Here is a 15243-nt window from a genome sequence, read left to right as displayed (position 1 = left end):
AGGGGTGTATCAACCGGGCGCCCCGTGGCTCCTAACCCATGGCGACGTGAGGAATCTCCAAGACAGGACAGTGAACATGGCACCAGACAGGTTCCAGGAACAGTTCGACCAGATCCAGGCCGCCATGGGAGAGGAGGTCGTGCTCGCGGCGGGCCCGGACGACTCGCCCAGGTTCCTCTATGAGAAGGGCTGCGTCCTCGCCAGGCGGGACGAGGCCCCCGAGGTCACCCAGGTGATCCGGAGGGCGTTCCGCCGGGAGCGCGGCACTGACCGTGGCGTGGAGTTGCAGGAGGAGGACGGCCCGAGCGGCGTGTCCAGGATCCGGGTCGGGCCGCTGAACCGTGCGGAGCGCTGGAGCGACCGGGACGTGTCGGACGCGCTGCGGGCCGTCGGCGAGCTGGAGCGTGCCAACGGCCGCCGGATGGTGTCCAGGAACCACATCGTGTCCATCGCGGTGAACTGCTGCCCCGGCGACGAGCCGGTACCCGTGGCCCGATGCGGGCCGCCCAACCCGGCGGTGGCCAAGCGGGTCGTCGGCGCGACGGCCGGCCCGGTGTCCGTCCTGGTGATCGACACGGGACTGGTGGAGAACTACAGGTCGCACCCGTGGATGAGCCTCGTCGAGGGCGAGGGCAAGGAGATCGAGCTGGACTCCGAGGGGATACTCAAGCAGTACGTCGGTCACGGCACCTTCATCGCCGGGCTGATCAGCGCCGTCGCGCCCAGCGCCGCCATCACGGTGAACGGGGCGCTCGTCAACGCGGGCGCCATCTCCGAGAAGTGCCTGGGTGACCTCCTGCTCAGGGAGATGCGGCCGTTGAACAGGTGGCCGGACATCATCAACCTGTCCGCGGGGACCCTGAGCACGGACCACAGGACGCTCATGGGGCTCGAGGACTTCATGCGGGAGCTGGTGACCGACCATCCGGAGACACTGCTGGTGGCCGCGGCGGGGAACAACGGCAGCGACGAGCGGTTCCATCCCGCGGCCTACGCCGACGACCCCGACTACGCCGGTGCCGTCGTGTCGGTGGGCGCGCTGCGGAAGGACGGCCAGGACCGGGCCTGCTTCAGCGGTCACGGGCCGTGGGTGACGGCGTACGCTCCCGGGGAGCGCCTGGTGAGCGCCTTCACCGCGGTGGACGACACCCCGGTGCCCTACGACTACCAGCATTCGACCTACGACCACTGCCGGTACGGCTCCGCCTACGACTGCACCTGCCAGTTCCCCCCACACCGGGGCGAGCTCAGCGAGAAGATGGCGGCGTCGCCGAAGGCGATCCGCGAACGCGTCGAGTTCGACGGGCTGGCGCAGTGGAGCGGCACCTCCTTCTCCGCGCCCCTGGTCGTCGGCATGATCGTCAATCACATGGTGCGGAACAACGTGACCGACTCCCGGCAGGCCGCCGCCGAACTCCTGACCACCCCCCTGTCCGGCAGGGGGGTACAGGGCCTGACCGCCCCCGCCCTCATCCCCTCGACCTGGACGCCGTCGAGCGTGCAAAGTGTCCCGGTCGTGCCCTGAAACCGGTGCGGCCGAATCGGCCCTCCGTCGTACGATGACAGTCCCGAAGGCAAGGGGACGTCACCGTGGATCGAGACTCGACCGGCATCCTCTTCCGCGCCGCGGTGGACGGGGAGACAGCGGCGTGGAAATCCCTGGTGGAGGGCCTCAGCCCGCTCGTGTGGTCCGTCGTGCGCGCCCACGGGCTGAGGGACGCGGACGCGCAGGAGGTCTACCAGACGACCTGGTTCCGGCTCGCGCAGAACCTCGCGCGGATCCGCGAGCCGGACAGGGTCGGGGCCTGGCTGGCCAGCACGGCGCGGAACGAGTGCGTCAAGGTGATCAGAACCGCCCGGCGGGTCTCGCCGAGCGACGACCCCGAGGTGTTCGACCGCGCCGCCGACGGTCGTACACCCGAGCAGGCCGTGGTCGACGCCGAGGAGGCGTCGATGGAGCGGGAGCGGATGCGGGCCATGTGGCAGGCGTTCCAGGAACTGGGTGAGAACTGCCGACGGCTGCTACGCCTGCTCATGGCCTCGCCGCCGGTCAGCTACCAGGAGGTGTCGGCGACACTCGGCATCGCCGTCGGGAGCATCGGGCCGATCAGGCAGCGCTGCCTGCGGCGGCTGCGTGTCCTCCTCGCGGAACGGGGGTTCCGATGAGCGACGACGCGCTTGAGGCGGAGCTGCGCCGCGCCGTCGAGTTGTTCGATCCCGTTCCCTCCGACCTCCTGCAGACCGCCGTCGAGGCCTACGCGCTCCGCGCGCTCGACGCCGAGCTGGCCGAGCTGGTCTTCGACTCCCTGAGCGGGCCCTCACGGGTGCGGGGTGACAGAGCGCCGCGGATGCTGACCTTCCAGGGTGCGGAGCTGACCGTCGACCTGGAGGTCACCGTGACCGCCGGCGGCGGGCGCGTGGTGGGCCAGCTGATGCCGCCGGGTCCCGCGGAGGTCGAGGTCCTCGGGCACCATCCGGTCACGCTGGCCACGGACGAGCTGGGCAGGTTCGTCCACGACGACGTCCCCGCCGGGCCTTTCAGCCTCCGCTGCCACCTCGCGGGCGCGACCGTCGTCACCGAGTGGATCACCGTCTGACCGCGGCTTCGCGCGGACGTCTCCGGGTACGCGGTCACCGGTGCGCGACCCGTGCCGGGTCGCCCCAGGTTTCGGTGCCCGGATGGGGGTAAGCGTTCTGTTGACAAGGGGGACCTATGAGTGACCACAGGAACGTGCCCGAGCTGATGGATGAGAACGACGTCGTGGACCTGCTGGTGCGCCAGCATGTGATGATCAGGGATCTGTTCGACGAGGTGGAGGACGCTCCCACGGGGAGCCGGCGGGCCGAGGCGTTCCAGCGCCTGGTGCGGATGCTGGCCGTGCACGAGACCGCCGAGGAGGAGGTCGTGCACCCCTACGCACGCCGCAAGATCGAAGGTGGGGACGAGGTGGTCGACGAGCGCCTCGCCGAGGAGCGGGAGGCCAAGCAGATGCTCTCCGACCTGGAGAGACTGGGCACCGACCATCCCGACTTCTCCGGGCACCTGCAGGTCCTGCGGGCGGCGGTGCTGGCCCACGCCCACGCCGAGGAACGCCACGAGTTTCCCCGGTTCCGCACCCAGACCAGCGAGGCCGAGCGCCGGGCCCTGGCCGCCGGGGTGAAGGCGGCCGAGGCGCTGGCGCCGACCCACCCGCATCCGGGCACCGAGTCGGCGGTCAGGAACCTGCTGCTCGGGACGCCGCTGGCGCTCGTGGACCGGACCCGCGACGTGATCCGCCAGGCCATGGGCGGGCGCGGAGACTGAGGTACGGGCCTCCCCCCGCCGGGTACCACCTGGTCCGGTCGTCACGCCACCGGTGGCCGGGGTCACGGCCGCGCCGCGCCCACCTCCCGCAGTGACGAGACGCCGCGCCGCCACCGGCTCATGACGTGCTCGGCGAAGAGCCGGTCCAGGGTCAGCGCGCAGGCCGCCCCGTACAGGACGTCATCGGCCCGCGAGGGGTGCTGCCGTACGAACCCGCCGCACATGTCGTGCGCGGCGGTCTGCTCGGGTACGGCGTCGGCCCGCACCTGCTCGTCGTAGAAACGGCTCGCCGCCTCGCCCACCCCCAGTCGCCGCAACCCCCCGGAGTAGCGACGGTTGGGGACCGAGGAGGTCATCTCGGCGGCCGCCAGGTGGCCGAGCAGCGCTCCGAGGTGGCGCCGGTGGAGCCCGAACAGCGACATCGTGTTGGAGACGGCCAGCGTGATCGCCGGGACTTGGTCGAGGTAGGCGCCGTAGGAGTCGTCCATGCCCAGCCGGCGCATGGTGGTACGGAAAAGCTCGGAGTGCATCCGCTCGACGCGCCCGCCGCCGTACTGGCCCGCCTGGATCTCCACCAGCGCCGCCTTGGGACGTCCGCTCAGCCGGGGGATCGCCCAGGTGCGCTGATCGGCCCCCTTCAGGTGGTGGATCGACCGGTGCGCGACGAACTCGCGGAACTGCGCGAGGTCGGCCTGCCGCTGGAGGAACCCCGGCAGGTCGGGGCCGTCGACGGCGGCGGCCACCAGATCGGTCAGGGCCTGGCTCATCTGCTCGGCCCGCTGGGTGGGCGGGCATGACACGGCCCGCGCCAGTCCCTCCTCGAACCGTGCCTCCAGGATCTCCCGCACCTCCAGCAGCGAGGGGTTCCACTCCCACCGCTCGTCCACGCCCTCGAAGCCCCGGTGGTGCAGCTCGTAGCAGACGAAGAGCGCCAGCTGCACGTCCTCGTCCGCGAGGACCGGGCCCGCGAAACGGGCGGGGAACGACAGCAGCGGGAGCGACAGGAGGCCGAAGCGGTGCGGTGGGTGTACCAGCCGTTCGAAGAGCAGGGCGCTGATCGGGCCCCGCGCGGCGGGCAGCGCCGGAGCCCTGCCCGGCACCGGCAGGTCCAGCGGGTCCGGGCGCTCGGCGAGCTTCGAGCGCTCCGGAGACTTCGCGGGCTTCAGGGATCTCGGGGCTTTCAGGGATCTCGGGGCCTTCGGGGAGCCCGGGGGCTTCGTGGCACGTGACGGTCCGGGAGAGCCCAGCAGTTCGGGGAGGCGCGACAGTGCCGAGGACTCCGGGAGATCCGAAAGACGCGGCTGCCCAGGAGACCTCGGCGGCTCCGGAGACGCCGGGAGATCCGGGTCCGCCGGGAGCCCGGAAGCCGTCAGGGGTCTGCACACGCCCCCGGGTGAGTCGTTCACCGTGATGCCGCCGTCGTGAACGTCGGCGATGCGCCGCCCGTAGTGAGCGGACGCGTCAAACCCACGCGCCATGCGTCCCCCGTTCGATGCCCCCCGATCGGTCCGATGCCCACACCGAAGCCCTCGAAACGCCCCCAAGATCGCTCCTTCCTCTCGATGACCTGCAGAAACCACGAAATACATGGATATTTCCCGGGCGCACTCGCGTGAGCGGACGAGTACCGGGACCGGAAACGGGCAGGCGACAGCACCGAGACAGCACGACGCCGGGGCCATCCAGCGGAAAACCCGATGCCCCGGCGCGGGGGGACGGCGAAACGCCGGTCTCCCCGTACGGGAAGGTACGGTCAGCTCATGTCCGAGCGCAGCATGCCGCACGACCTCGCCGCCTGGGCGTGCCCCCACGGGCAGGACGCTCGCCGGGGTTGCACGACCTGCTACGAGGAGTCGACCGACGGCGACCAGGCCCAGCCCTTCTGGGAGGTCGCCGCGTGGTTCACCACCTCACGGCCGATCCCGATAAGAACGCTCCAGGACGCGCACCACCACGGCCGCCATTTCGCCCTCGACCAGCCGTCCACGCCGCTGGTCTACCTCCTGACCGGCCGCGCCCGCGCGGGGGGCAGCGTGCAGGCGATCGCGGGCGTCGTCGGTTTCCTGCTGCACAACCGGCACGTGGTGGCCGACTTCACCGTGACCGAGACCCGCGCCACCCGCCGCTCGCCCGGCACCCCCGGCGCGCCCAACGCGACCCGCCAGACCGACAAGTGGCTCCAGGACCCGCGCCGCCCCGACGGGCGGCTGCGGTGAGGGTGACCCTTCGCGGAGCCGGTGCGCCCGGCCGGGCGACGCCGTCGGCGCGCGTGGGGTCGGCGCCCGCCCGAATGCCCACCCGGGGTGTGTGCCACCCCGCGGATGACAGGTACGGCGAGAGTCCCTAAGCTCGACAACACCATTGTCGAAACAGCGAGGCGGGAGGCGATCGTGCCGGCCGACCCCCCGGGCTTCGAACTCCCGCTCAGGCTCTTCCTCGGCTTCCGGATGCTCATCGACGAGCTCCACGCGGAGCTCGCCCGCCAAGGACACCCCGACATGCGTCCGATGCATGGGTTCGCGCTGCAGGCGATCGGCCCCGAGGGCACCACCGCCGTGGAACTCGGCCGGCGGCTGGGCGTCTCCAAGCAGGCGGCGGGCAAGACCGTGGACACCCTGGAGCAGCTGGGCTACGTCGAGCGGCGTTCCGACCCCGACGACGCCCGCCGCAAGGTAGTGCGGCTCACCGAGCGGGGCGTCGACAGCCTCGCCCGGTCCGCGCGCATTTTCGAGGACCTGCGCGCCGGTTGGGCGAGGACCCTCGGTGAGGACCGCCTGCGCGCCCTGGAGTCCGACCTGCGCGCCGTGACCACGGGGGACGTCTTCCGGCTCGACGTCCCCGGCTGGTTCGGCGGCTCCTGACCGCTGATCGCCGGAACGGGTGCCGGCGTTCGCGGAGCCGCCGCCCGGCGGCCTTTCGACCGATCCGCCGTCACCCCGGCCAGACGCGAAACGCGTCGCGAGTTACCTCACTAGATTCGCCACAATGTGAGGTATGCGAATCCTGATCATCGGCGGTACCCGGTTCGTCGGCCGGCACATCACCGCGGCCGCGATCGCGGCCGGGCACCAGATCTCCCTGCTGCACCGGGGTATGACGGGCCCCGAACTGTTCCCCGAGGCCGAGCACCTGCTCGCCGACCGCAATGCCGACCTGTCCGTGCTGCGCGACCGCCGGTGGGACGCGACGATCGACGTCAGCGCCTACCACCCGTCGCAGGTCACCTCGCTCGCCGGCGCGCTCTCCACCGGCCAGTACGCCTTCGTCTCCACCACCGCGGTCTACCGGGCGCCCGAGCGGCCGGGCTTCACCGAGGACTCCCCGCTGGCGGAGCTCGACGGGCCGATCCCCGAGACGGTGACCGGCGAGGTGTACGGGCCGATGAAGGTGCTGTGCGAGCGGGCCTCGGTGGACGCGTTCGGGACCTCGACGCTGGTCGTACGGCCCACGTACGTCATCGGCCCGCATGACCACACCGGCCGCTTCACCTACTGGGTCAACCGGATCGCGCGCGGCGGCGAGGTCCTCGCGCCCGGCGACCCCGGCGACCCCATCCAGGTGATCGACGCCCGCGACATGGCCTCCTGGATCGTCTCCATGGTCGAGGGGAGGCATCCGGGCACCTTCCACGCGGTCAGCCCTCCCCCGCCGTTCTCCTTCGGCGACCTGCTGGAGGCGATCGTGGCCGAGGTCGGGCCGCCGGGAACCACCCTGACCTGGGTCGGGCAGGACTTCCTGCTCGCCGAGGGTGAGAACGGCCTGTCGCTGCCCCTGTGGTCCGAGGGCGACCCGCAAAAGTCGATCAACGCCGCCGACCCCGCCGCCGCCCGCGCCGCGGGGCTCGACCCGCGCCCCCTGGGACGGTCGATCCGCGAGATCCGCGAGGCGGAGGCGTCCTTCGGCACGGCCGCCACCATCACCCCCGACCGGGAGGCCGAACTGCTCTCCCGCTGGTCGGCCCGCGCCTGAGGCGTGTTTCGCGGATCGGGGACGCGGCGGCGGGCGACCCACCGGCGAGTCCGGTGCGCTCTCCCGTTCAGGGCCGCTCCCCGAGGTCGCCTTCCAGGTCATGGGTGGCTTTCGAGCCCTGCCACACAGCACGGCTCCGGCACGGCTCGCGGGTGCCCTCGGCCGGGGTCAGCCCCGGAGCCGGGACGGCCGGAGCGGGTTGTGCCCGACCTCCAGCAGCGCCCGCCGCCGGTCGTCGTCGTCATCGCCGACCCTCCCCTCGGCCAGCGTGTCCTCGACGCGGTCGACGGCCTGCCGCATCGTCTCGATGTCGTCCGCGGTCAGGTCGTCCTTCCGCTTGCCGAGGACCCCGAGCACCTGGCGTCCGAGCGGCGGCATGACCGACTCGGGACTCCTGGCGACGCCCCCGTCCGCCGAGGCCGACGCCAGCAGGAAGGCGCGCAGCTCCTCCGACGTCATGTTCACGACCTCGTGGAACTCCTGCCACACCAGATCGAGGATCAGATCCGATTGGTCGGCCACCGTGCTCTCCTCTCACACCGGGCCCCTGCGGTCACGCCCCGGACAAGGACCGGCCGCCGGCGGATCGGATCTCCCCTGGTGGGGACGCGCGACGGCGGGCGCACGGCCGCCCCTACCCCGGCTGCCACGCCGCTAACACGGGAACCGGGGTATGGGCGGATTTCAGCACGGCGCGACGTATGCCCCCCTCAGGAGGGGTTGTCCACCGTGAAGCGCACGCCGGAGAAGCGGCTCCGCCACTCGGTGACCTCCGGCGCCACGGTGCCCGGGTCGACGTTCTCGTCCAGGCCGCGGGCGATGAACGAGGCCAGCTCCGGCATGTCCGCCTCGGTCATCCCGAGCCTGACGATCTCCGGCGTACCGATCCGCAGGCCGTTCACGTCCCCCTCGACCGCCTCCACCGGCAGGCCGATGCCGCTGCTGAGCAGGTTCGCCTCGCGCAGCCGCCGGGCGGCCCGCTGCCCGCCGCCGTAGCGGTGGGCCAGCACGGAGAACTGGTGGGAGCGGGTGCACCCCCGGTCGGCGGCGAAGATCGGGACGCCGAGGGCGAGCAGCTCGTCCGCCAGCCGCCGCGCGGTCGCGATCATCTCCTGCGCGTAGGCGGGCCCCGCCGCCTTCCAGTCGAGCATGGTCATGGCGAGCGCGGCGGTCTTGCCCGCGTCGAAGTTGGCGGTCAGTCCCGGGTAGGCGATCGCGTCGAGCCGCTCGGCGAGCTCGGCGTCGTTGGTCACGATGAGCCCGCCCGCCGGCCCGCCCAGGCTCTTGTACGTGCTCATGGTGATCAGGTGGGCGCCCTCCACCAGCGGCTGCGGCCACGCCTTTCCGGCGATCATGCCGCAGAGGTGGGCGGCGTCGAAGAGCACGCGGGCGCCGACCGAGTCGGCGATCTCGCGGATGCGCGCCACCGGGTGGTGGAACAGGTTGAGGCTGCCGCCGATGGTGATCAGCTTCGGCCGGACCCGCTCGGCGAGCTCGCGCAGGGCGTCGACGTCCACCGTGTAGCCGTCCGGCGTGATGGGGGCGGGAACGATCTTCAACCCGTACAGGCCGGCCGCGCCGGGCTCGTGGTGCGTGACGTGGCCGCCGATGCTCGCCGGCGGGGCGATGATCGTGTCACCGGGCTCGCAGACGGCCATGAAGGTGTAGAGGTTCGCCAGCGCTCCCGAGCCGACGCGTACCTCGGCGTAGCCGGCGCCGAAGACCTCGGCGGCCAGCTCGGCGGCGATGATCTCGATCTGCTCGATCGCCTCCAGGCCCATCTCGTACTTCTCGCCCGGGTACCCCAGTGACGGCCGCGACCCGAGGCCGGCCGAGAGCAGCGCCTCGGCCCGGGGGTTCATGATGTTCGTGGCCGGGTTCAGGTTGACCGACTCGATGTCGTGGATGCGGTGGTTGCCGGCCACCAGCCGTTCGATCTCGCTCTGGATCGAGGAGGCGGTCTGGTCCGTCACGGCCTTCAGTACGGACTGGACGCGATCCTCGGTGACGGTGGGCACCCACGGACGGTGGGCGAGGGCACGGGGCATCAGGTGATCTCCTGGCCGACAGGCAGACGGCTGTCGTGGTGATGTCTGGTTGTCTGCCACACGACGTTAGATCGCAGATGATGCCCGCCGCATCGGGTGAAAGATGGGGTTTTTCGCGCTGTTTTCCTACATTTGCCGGAAAAAGATTCCGTGCTCCGTCGGAAACGATCACTTCTTTCACAGGAGCCCCACCCGTACCTTCTGGCCCTCGAAACGCCGCCCCGAACACCACATGCGGCTGAACCGCAATAAATGGGCGAGCAGCCTGTCCACTTGCTTTGTAGGATGACCGACGTGCCAGGGCTCCCTCATCCGGCAGGTGCTCACCGGCCCGATCGAGCCCCCACGACCGGCTGCGCCATGGCCGCCGCCTGTCGCGCGCGACCATCGGGAGTTCGTCGAAGGCGACCCGCCGCCGCTCTCGGAGACCGTTTCCAAGCCGCCGGTCGGGGACCGCACCTATCCCCACCTCGGCCCGCTCCCTTGACCTCAACCGAAGTTCAGGTCGCAGGCTGAGTCCGACACTCCCCCGCTGGAGGAAATCCTCATGATCCCGGCTACCGGGACGACGGGCGAGACCGGCCGACGGCCGGTCCCCCGGCACGACGCCCCTCTCCCGGCCACCCCACCTAAAGAGACCCCATGCTGACCCGCCTGCTCCGCACCTACCTGCGCCCCTACTCGGCGGTGCTGACCGCCGTGGTGGTGCTGCAACTGGTCGGCACCATCGCCTCGCTCTATCTGCCCAGCCTGAACGCCGACATCATCGACCAGGGCGTGGCCACCGGCGACACCGGCTACATCCTCACCGCGGGAGGCTGGATGCTGGCCGTCTCCCTCGTGCAGATCGCCTGCTCGATCGCGGCGGTCTACTACGGCTCCCACGCGGCCATGGGGTTCGGGCGCGACGTCCGCTCGGCGATCTTCCACCAGGTCGGCGGCTTCTCCGCCAGGGAGGTCTCCCACTTCGGCGCCCCCTCCCTGATCACCCGCGGGACCAACGACGTGCAGCAGGTCCAGATGCTCGTCGTGATGACCTGCACGATGCTGGTCTCAGCCCCCATCATGGGCGTCGGCAGCATCATCATGGCGCTGCGCCAGGACCTCGGCCTGTCCTGGCTCATGCTGGTCTGCGTCCCCGCGCTGCTGATCTCGATCGGCCTGATCATCGTCCGCATGGTCCCCCAGTTCCGCGCGATGCAGGAGCGCATCGACCGGGTGAACCAGGTGCTGCGCGAGCAGCTCACCGGCATCCGCGTGGTGCGCGCCTTCGTCCGCGAGCGTGAGGAGACCCGCCGGTTCGCCGGCGCCAACGACGAGCTGACCGACACCGCGCTGCGGGTGGGACGGCTGACCGCGCTCATCTTCCCCACCGTGATGCTGATCCTCAACGTCTCCAGCATCGCCGTGCTCTGGTTCGGCGCCGGGCGGGTGGACAGCGGCGAGATGCAGATCGGCGCCCTGACCGCGTTCCTGATGTACCTGATGCAGATCCTCATGTCGGTGATGATGGCCAGCTTCATCTCGATGATGATCCCGCGCGCCGCGGTCTGCGCCGAGCGCATCACCGAGGTGCTCGACACCGAGTCGTCGGTGACGCCGCCCAGCGACCCGGTACGGCAGGTGAGCGGCCGCGCCGAGCTGGAGATGCGCGACGTCGAGTTCCGCTACCCGGGCGCGGAGGCACCCGTACTGTCCGGCGTCTCCTTCCGCGTGACGGCGGGACAGACCACCGCCGTGATCGGCAGCACCGGCTCCGGCAAGACGACACTGGTCTCGCTGGTGCCCAGGCTGTTCGACGCCACCTCGGGCACGGTCTCGGTCAACGGCGTCGACGTCCGCGACCTCGACCCCCAGGTGCTCTGGTCGCGCATCGGCCTGGTGCCGCAGAAGCCGTACCTGTTCAGCGGCACCGTCGCCAGCAACCTGCGCTACGGCAACCCGGACGCCGACGACGAGGAGCTGTGGCAGGCGCTGGAGGTGGCCCAGGCGCGCGACTTCGTCGAGGCGATGCCCGAGGGCCTGGAGGCGCCCATCACCCAGGGCGGCACGAACGTGTCCGGCGGGCAGCGACAGCGACTGTCCATCGCCAGGGCACTGGTCAGCAAGCCCGAGATCTACCTGTTCGACGACTCGTTCTCGGCCCTGGACCTGGCCACCGACGCGCGGCTGCGCGCCGCCCTGCGCCCGCACACCGCCGAGGCCGCCGTCATCATCGTCGGCCAGCGGGTCTCCACCATCGCCGACGCCGATCAGATCATCGTCCTGGACGACGGCGTGATCGTCGGCCTGGGAACCCATGACGAGCTGCTGGATTCCTGCCCGACGTACATCGAGATCGTCGAGTCCCAACTAGCCGCGGAGACCGCAGCATGAGTGACAGTCCCACGACCGCGCGACCGCGACCACCCGTCGGCGGCGGAGGCTTCGGCCGGGGCCCCATGGGCGGGGCCGGGATGCCCGTGGAGAAGTCGATGAACTTCGGGCCCTCCGCGCGACGGCTGGTCCGGCGGATGAACCCCGATCGCCCGAGGCTGCTGGCCGTGGTCGGCCTCGCCGTGATCAGCGTGGTGTTCTCCGTCATCGGGCCGAAGATCCTCGGGTACGCGACGGACCTGATCTTCACCGGGGTGATCGGCAAGCAACTGCCCGCCGGGACGAGCACGCAGCAGGCGATCGAGGCGGCCCGCGCCTCCGGCAACGACAACTTCGCCGACCTGCTCGCGGGGATGGACGTCGTCCCCGGTCAGGGCATCGACTTCGGCGCGCTGGGCACGGTCCTGCTCTGGGTGCTGGGGCTCTACATCGCGTCGTCGCTCTTCTCCTGGTACCAGGGTTACCTGCTCAACGACGTGGTGCAGCGCACCGTCTACCGGCTGCGGGAGGAGGTCGAGGAGAAGATGCACCGGCTTCCGCTCAGGTTCTTCGACGGCCAGCCGCGCGGCGAGCTGCTCAGCCGGGTCACCAACGACATCGACAACGTCTCGCAGACCCTGCAACAGACCATGAGCCAGCTGCTGAACTCGCTGCTGCTGGTGATCGGCGTGCTCGCGATGATGTTCGTGATCTCACCGCTGCTCGCGCTGATCGCCCTGGTGACCATCCCGCTGACGATGGTCGCCACCGGGATGATCGCCAAGCGCTCGCAGAAGCACTTCGTCGCGCAGTGGAAGCACACCGGCAGCCTGAACGCCCACATCGAGGAGGCGTTCACCGGCCACGAGCTGGTGAAGGTGTTCGGACGCCGCCCCGAGGTCGAGGAGGTGTTCAGGGAGAGGAACGAGGAGCTGTTCAAGGCCAGCTTCGGCGCCCAGTTCATCTCCGGGATCATCATGCCGATGATGATGTTCATCGGGAACCTCAACTACCTCGCCATCGCCGTCGTCGGCGGCCTGCGGGTCGCCACCGGGGCGATGAGCCTGGGTGACGTGCAGGCATTCATCCAGTACTCCCGGCAGTTCACCCAGCCGCTGACCCAGGTCGCCTCGATGGCCAACCTGCTGCAGTCGGGGGTGGCCTCGGCCGAGCGGGTCTTCGAGCTGCTCGACGCCGCGGAGCAGGAGCCCGACCCGGCCGACCCGGTGGTGCCCACCGCCAGGCGGGGCCGCGTCGAGTTCGAGCACGTGTCCTTCAGCTACGACCCGGAGCAGCCCCTCATCGAGGACCTGTCCCTGGTGGCCGACCCCGGGCACACCGTCGCGATCGTCGGCCCGACCGGCGCGGGCAAGACCACCCTGGTCAACCTCATCATGCGCTTCTACGAGCTGAACTCGGGCCGGATCACCCTCGACGGCATCGACATCACCGCGATGCGCCGCGACGACCTGCGCTCGCACATCGGCATGGTGCTCCAGGACACCTGGCTGTTCGGCGGCACCATCCGCGAGAACATCGCCTACGGCAACCCCGGGGCCACCGAGGAGCAGATCCTCGCCGCCGCGCGGGCCACCTTCGTCGACCGTTTCGTGCGCACCCTGCCGGACGGCTACGACACGGTGATCGACGAGGAGGGGAGCAACGTCAGCGCCGGTGAGAAGCAGCTGCTGACCATCGCCCGCGCCTTCCTCGCCGACCCGTCGCTGCTCATCCTCGACGAGGCCACCAGCTCGGTCGACACCCGCACCGAGGTCCTGGTGCAGCACGCCATGGCCGCGCTGCGCTCGGACCGCACCAGCTTCGTCATCGCCCACCGGCTGTCGACCATCCGCGACGCCGACCTCATCCTGGTGATGGAGGAGGGAAGCATCGTCGAGCACGGCACCCACGACGAGCTGCTCGCCGCCCGCGGCGCCTACCACCGCCTGTACTCCGCGCAGTTCAGCGGTGCGGCGATCGAGGGCGACGAGACGACCGCGGAGGAGGTGCCCACGCCGGTCTCACCGTGATCCGTCCGGCTTGGTGACGGGTCGGCGCGGCCGTGGCATCGTTGTCGCCACGGCCGCCCCCGGGAGCACGGAACGCCGGCCGGAGGCGACCGGCCACGACGCGGTCACCGAGAACGACCGAACTCGCCCGAGCCGCCCGTCACCGGTGGCGAGACGGTCTCACCGTGACCGTTCAGCCTTTGACGAAGCCGAGGAGTGCCTCGGTGACCTCGGCGGCGTGGGTCCAGAGCAGGCCATGGGGCGCGCCCTCGATCTCGACGTAGGTGGCCCGCGGAGCCGGCTTGTGGAAGGGCCGCGCGGTGGCGCCGATCGGCAGGATCCGGCGGACGACGACCGACACGCCACGCCCCCGCACCGGCAGAACCGGCGGCCCGTTCTCGCGGGAGTCAGAACCTGACGCGGGCCGCGACCGACAAGTTCCCCCTTCTCCCGAGCAAGGACGGCTGCGGAGCCGATCCCGGCGGGCGATGCCCCCTCGCCCCGCTCCGCCATCGAAGATGTCGCCGGCGAGCCCGCGCACGCGCCCAGCGCAGGAGTGCGACAGCGGTCAGGCGACAGCACCGCCCCGGTCGACTCGGAAGACCCGCGAAAGTTCTTTTGGCCCAGTGGATCGAAACACCATATACAGGGCCGTCACCCATTAAATCAGTCGCATGTCGGATAAGTATATTTCACGAAGCTGGATGATCAAAGCCAATAATCCATTCACCAGCGACATCCAACTGCATTGTGCGGCAATCCACCCTTGCCTCGATAGATGCCATCAAAAAAGGAGCATTCAGCACCAAAGGTTGGCTATCGGACTTGAGGTTGAATGATTGAGATTATAGTCACTTGCCGAAAAGATCGTAAACTTGGCGACATTGCACCTTGATACAGAGGTGCGTAAGTTAACAAATAAGTTCAATATCGCCAACAAGAGGTAATCAAGCAAAAGAGGTGGATGATCACCGTTTATCCCTCGATACAAAAGGAAATCAAGGGTTCGCAGCGATGATCCCTAAGGGCTAGAGAAGATACTTTCCGGCCGATTTTGAGAACGTCGAAGCAGGGGGCAATCAATCCTTTCGAGGGGGACATGTAGTGTCCAAGATCAAAAACGCCATCGCAGTATTCGCCGTCGGCAGCACGATGCTGACAGGCGGAGCCGTTGGCCTCGGTGCCGCGACCGCCGCCACCACGGCCAACGCTGCAGCCAGCGCTACAGCCGGCGCCGCTCTAGGCAGTTGGTGCGGTGGCAGCGGCTGTGGGCGTTCCTGGCGTCATCAGGTGCTGAGGCAGTTCCAGAGGCAACGGTCGTGGCATCGCCAGTTCCAGCGCCAATTGCAGAACCAGTCGCAGAGAATTCACCAGAATGTCAACTTCCATCTGAACACTTCTGCCGACGCCGACAGTATCGCCAGGCAGAAGGCCGATGCGGAGGCAGAGGCCAGGCAGAAGGCCGATGCGGACGCCAGGAACAGGGCCGAGGCAGAGGCAGAGGCCAGGCAGAAGGCCGAAGCAGAAGCCCGACAGAAGGCCGAGGCAGAAGCCCGCA

The 15243-nt window shown here is 69.8% G+C and carries 13 protein-coding genes and 1 pseudogene; 10 read left to right on the top strand and 4 right to left on the bottom strand.

Features of this window, described 5'->3' with window-relative positions; translation table 11 throughout:
• Window positions 1-76: 76 nt before the first annotated feature.
• The 4 genes from ABT061_RS13540 to ABT061_RS13525 all read left to right on the top strand — a co-directional run bounded on the left by ABT061_RS13540 (window position 77) and on the right by ABT061_RS13525 (window position 3304).
• Window positions 77-1525 carry a S8/S53 family peptidase gene (locus tag ABT061_RS13540; RefSeq protein WP_350916083.1) on the top strand — a complete coding sequence of 483 codons (1449 nt, stop codon included), beginning with the start codon at window positions 77-79 and terminating at the stop codon, window positions 1523-1525.
• Window positions 1526-1590: 65 nt separating this feature from the next.
• Window positions 1591-2166, top strand: a complete 576-nt coding sequence (locus tag ABT061_RS13535) for an RNA polymerase sigma factor (protein ID WP_343965779.1) — start codon at window positions 1591-1593, stop codon at window positions 2164-2166.
• A complete protein-coding gene (locus tag ABT061_RS13530) occupies window positions 2163-2597 on the top strand; it encodes a hypothetical protein (protein WP_350916081.1) in 435 nt (144 codons plus the stop codon). Before ABT061_RS13535 ends, ABT061_RS13530 begins: the two co-directional genes overlap by 4 nt.
• A gap of 116 nt (window positions 2598-2713) precedes the next feature.
• Window positions 2714-3304: a hemerythrin domain-containing protein gene (locus tag ABT061_RS13525; RefSeq protein WP_350916080.1), complete on the top strand. Its 591-nt coding sequence runs from the start codon at window positions 2714-2716 to the stop codon at window positions 3302-3304.
• A gap of 62 nt (window positions 3305-3366) precedes the next feature.
• Here ABT061_RS13525 and ABT061_RS13520 read toward each other — a convergent pair whose 3' ends face one another.
• Window positions 3367-4404, bottom strand: coding sequence for an iron-containing redox enzyme family protein (locus ABT061_RS13520; protein WP_350916078.1), 1038 nt, complete (start codon window positions 4402-4404; stop codon window positions 3367-3369).
• A gap of 660 nt (window positions 4405-5064) precedes the next feature.
• Between ABT061_RS13520 and ABT061_RS13515 the strand changes: the two genes are divergently transcribed.
• The 3 genes from ABT061_RS13515 to ABT061_RS13505 all read left to right on the top strand — a co-directional run bounded on the left by ABT061_RS13515 (window position 5065) and on the right by ABT061_RS13505 (window position 7273).
• Entirely contained in the window at window positions 5065-5520 is a 456-nt protein-coding gene (locus ABT061_RS13515) for a hypothetical protein (RefSeq protein WP_350916076.1), read from the top strand.
• A 174-nt stretch (window positions 5521-5694) separates the two neighbouring features.
• Window positions 5695-6165 carry a MarR family winged helix-turn-helix transcriptional regulator gene (locus tag ABT061_RS13510; RefSeq protein ID WP_350916074.1) on the top strand — a complete coding sequence of 157 codons (471 nt, stop codon included), beginning with the start codon at window positions 5695-5697 and terminating at the stop codon, window positions 6163-6165.
• A 133-nt stretch (window positions 6166-6298) separates the two neighbouring features.
• Window positions 6299-7273: an NAD-dependent epimerase/dehydratase family protein gene (locus tag ABT061_RS13505; RefSeq protein ID WP_350916072.1), complete on the top strand. Its 975-nt coding sequence runs from the start codon at window positions 6299-6301 to the stop codon at window positions 7271-7273.
• A gap of 168 nt (window positions 7274-7441) precedes the next feature.
• Here ABT061_RS13505 and ABT061_RS13500 read toward each other — a convergent pair whose 3' ends face one another.
• Window positions 7442-7795 (bottom strand): DUF3140 domain-containing protein, encoded by a 354-nt coding sequence (locus tag ABT061_RS13500; RefSeq protein ID WP_350916070.1) that lies wholly within the window; start codon window positions 7793-7795, stop codon window positions 7442-7444.
• A gap of 188 nt (window positions 7796-7983) precedes the next feature.
• Window positions 7984-9321, bottom strand: coding sequence for a serine hydroxymethyltransferase (gene glyA, locus ABT061_RS13495; protein ID WP_350916068.1), 1338 nt, complete (start codon window positions 9319-9321; stop codon window positions 7984-7986).
• 642 nt (window positions 9322-9963) lie between these two features.
• Here glyA and ABT061_RS13490 point away from each other — a divergent pair.
• Entirely contained in the window at window positions 9964-11697 is a 1734-nt protein-coding gene (locus tag ABT061_RS13490; RefSeq protein ID WP_350916067.1) for an ABC transporter ATP-binding protein, read from the top strand.
• A complete protein-coding gene (locus ABT061_RS13485) occupies window positions 11694-13706 on the top strand; it encodes an ABC transporter ATP-binding protein (RefSeq protein ID WP_350916065.1) in 2013 nt (670 codons plus the stop codon). Before ABT061_RS13490 ends, ABT061_RS13485 begins: the two co-directional genes overlap by 4 nt.
• Window positions 13707-13878: 172 nt before the next feature.
• Here ABT061_RS13485 and ABT061_RS13480 read toward each other — a convergent pair whose 3' ends face one another.
• Window positions 13879-14046 carry an alpha/beta fold hydrolase gene (locus ABT061_RS13480; RefSeq protein ID WP_502991438.1) on the bottom strand — a complete coding sequence of 56 codons (168 nt, stop codon included), beginning with the start codon at window positions 14044-14046 and terminating at the stop codon, window positions 13879-13881.
• Window positions 14047-14789: 743 nt separating this feature from the next.
• Between ABT061_RS13480 and ABT061_RS13475 the strand changes: the two are divergent.
• Window positions 14790-15243 (top strand): annotated as a pseudogene (locus ABT061_RS13475) (hypothetical protein); the annotation flags it as partial.

The organism is Streptosporangium sp. NPDC002544 (genome assembly GCF_040295965.1).
Lineage (GTDB): Bacteria > Actinomycetota > Actinomycetes > Streptosporangiales > Streptosporangiaceae > Streptosporangium.
The sequence above is the reverse complement of the archived record's forward strand: the minus strand, read 5'-3'. Positions and strand labels throughout refer to the sequence as shown.

What these genes read in the sequence shown, in the direction of transcription:
- ABT061_RS13540 (WP_350916083.1), top strand. Translation starts at nt 77, where the DNA reads ATGGCACCAGACAGGTTCCAGGAACAGTTCGACCAGATCCAGGCCGCC.
- ABT061_RS13530 (WP_350916081.1), top strand. Translation starts at nt 2,163, where the DNA reads ATGAGCGACGACGCGCTTGAGGCGGAGCTGCGCCGCGCCGTCGAGTTG.
- ABT061_RS13525 (WP_350916080.1), top strand. Translation starts at nt 2,714, where the DNA reads ATGAGTGACCACAGGAACGTGCCCGAGCTGATGGATGAGAACGACGTC.
- ABT061_RS13515 (WP_350916076.1), top strand. Translation starts at nt 5,065, where the DNA reads ATGTCCGAGCGCAGCATGCCGCACGACCTCGCCGCCTGGGCGTGCCCC.
- ABT061_RS13505 (WP_350916072.1), top strand. Translation starts at nt 6,299, where the DNA reads ATGCGAATCCTGATCATCGGCGGTACCCGGTTCGTCGGCCGGCACATC.
- glyA (WP_350916068.1), bottom strand. Translation starts at nt 9,321, where the DNA reads ATGCCCCGTGCCCTCGCCCACCGTCCGTGGGTGCCCACCGTCACCGAG.
- ABT061_RS13490 (WP_350916067.1), top strand. Translation starts at nt 9,964, where the DNA reads ATGCTGACCCGCCTGCTCCGCACCTACCTGCGCCCCTACTCGGCGGTG.
- ABT061_RS13485 (WP_350916065.1), top strand. Translation starts at nt 11,694, where the DNA reads ATGAGTGACAGTCCCACGACCGCGCGACCGCGACCACCCGTCGGCGGC.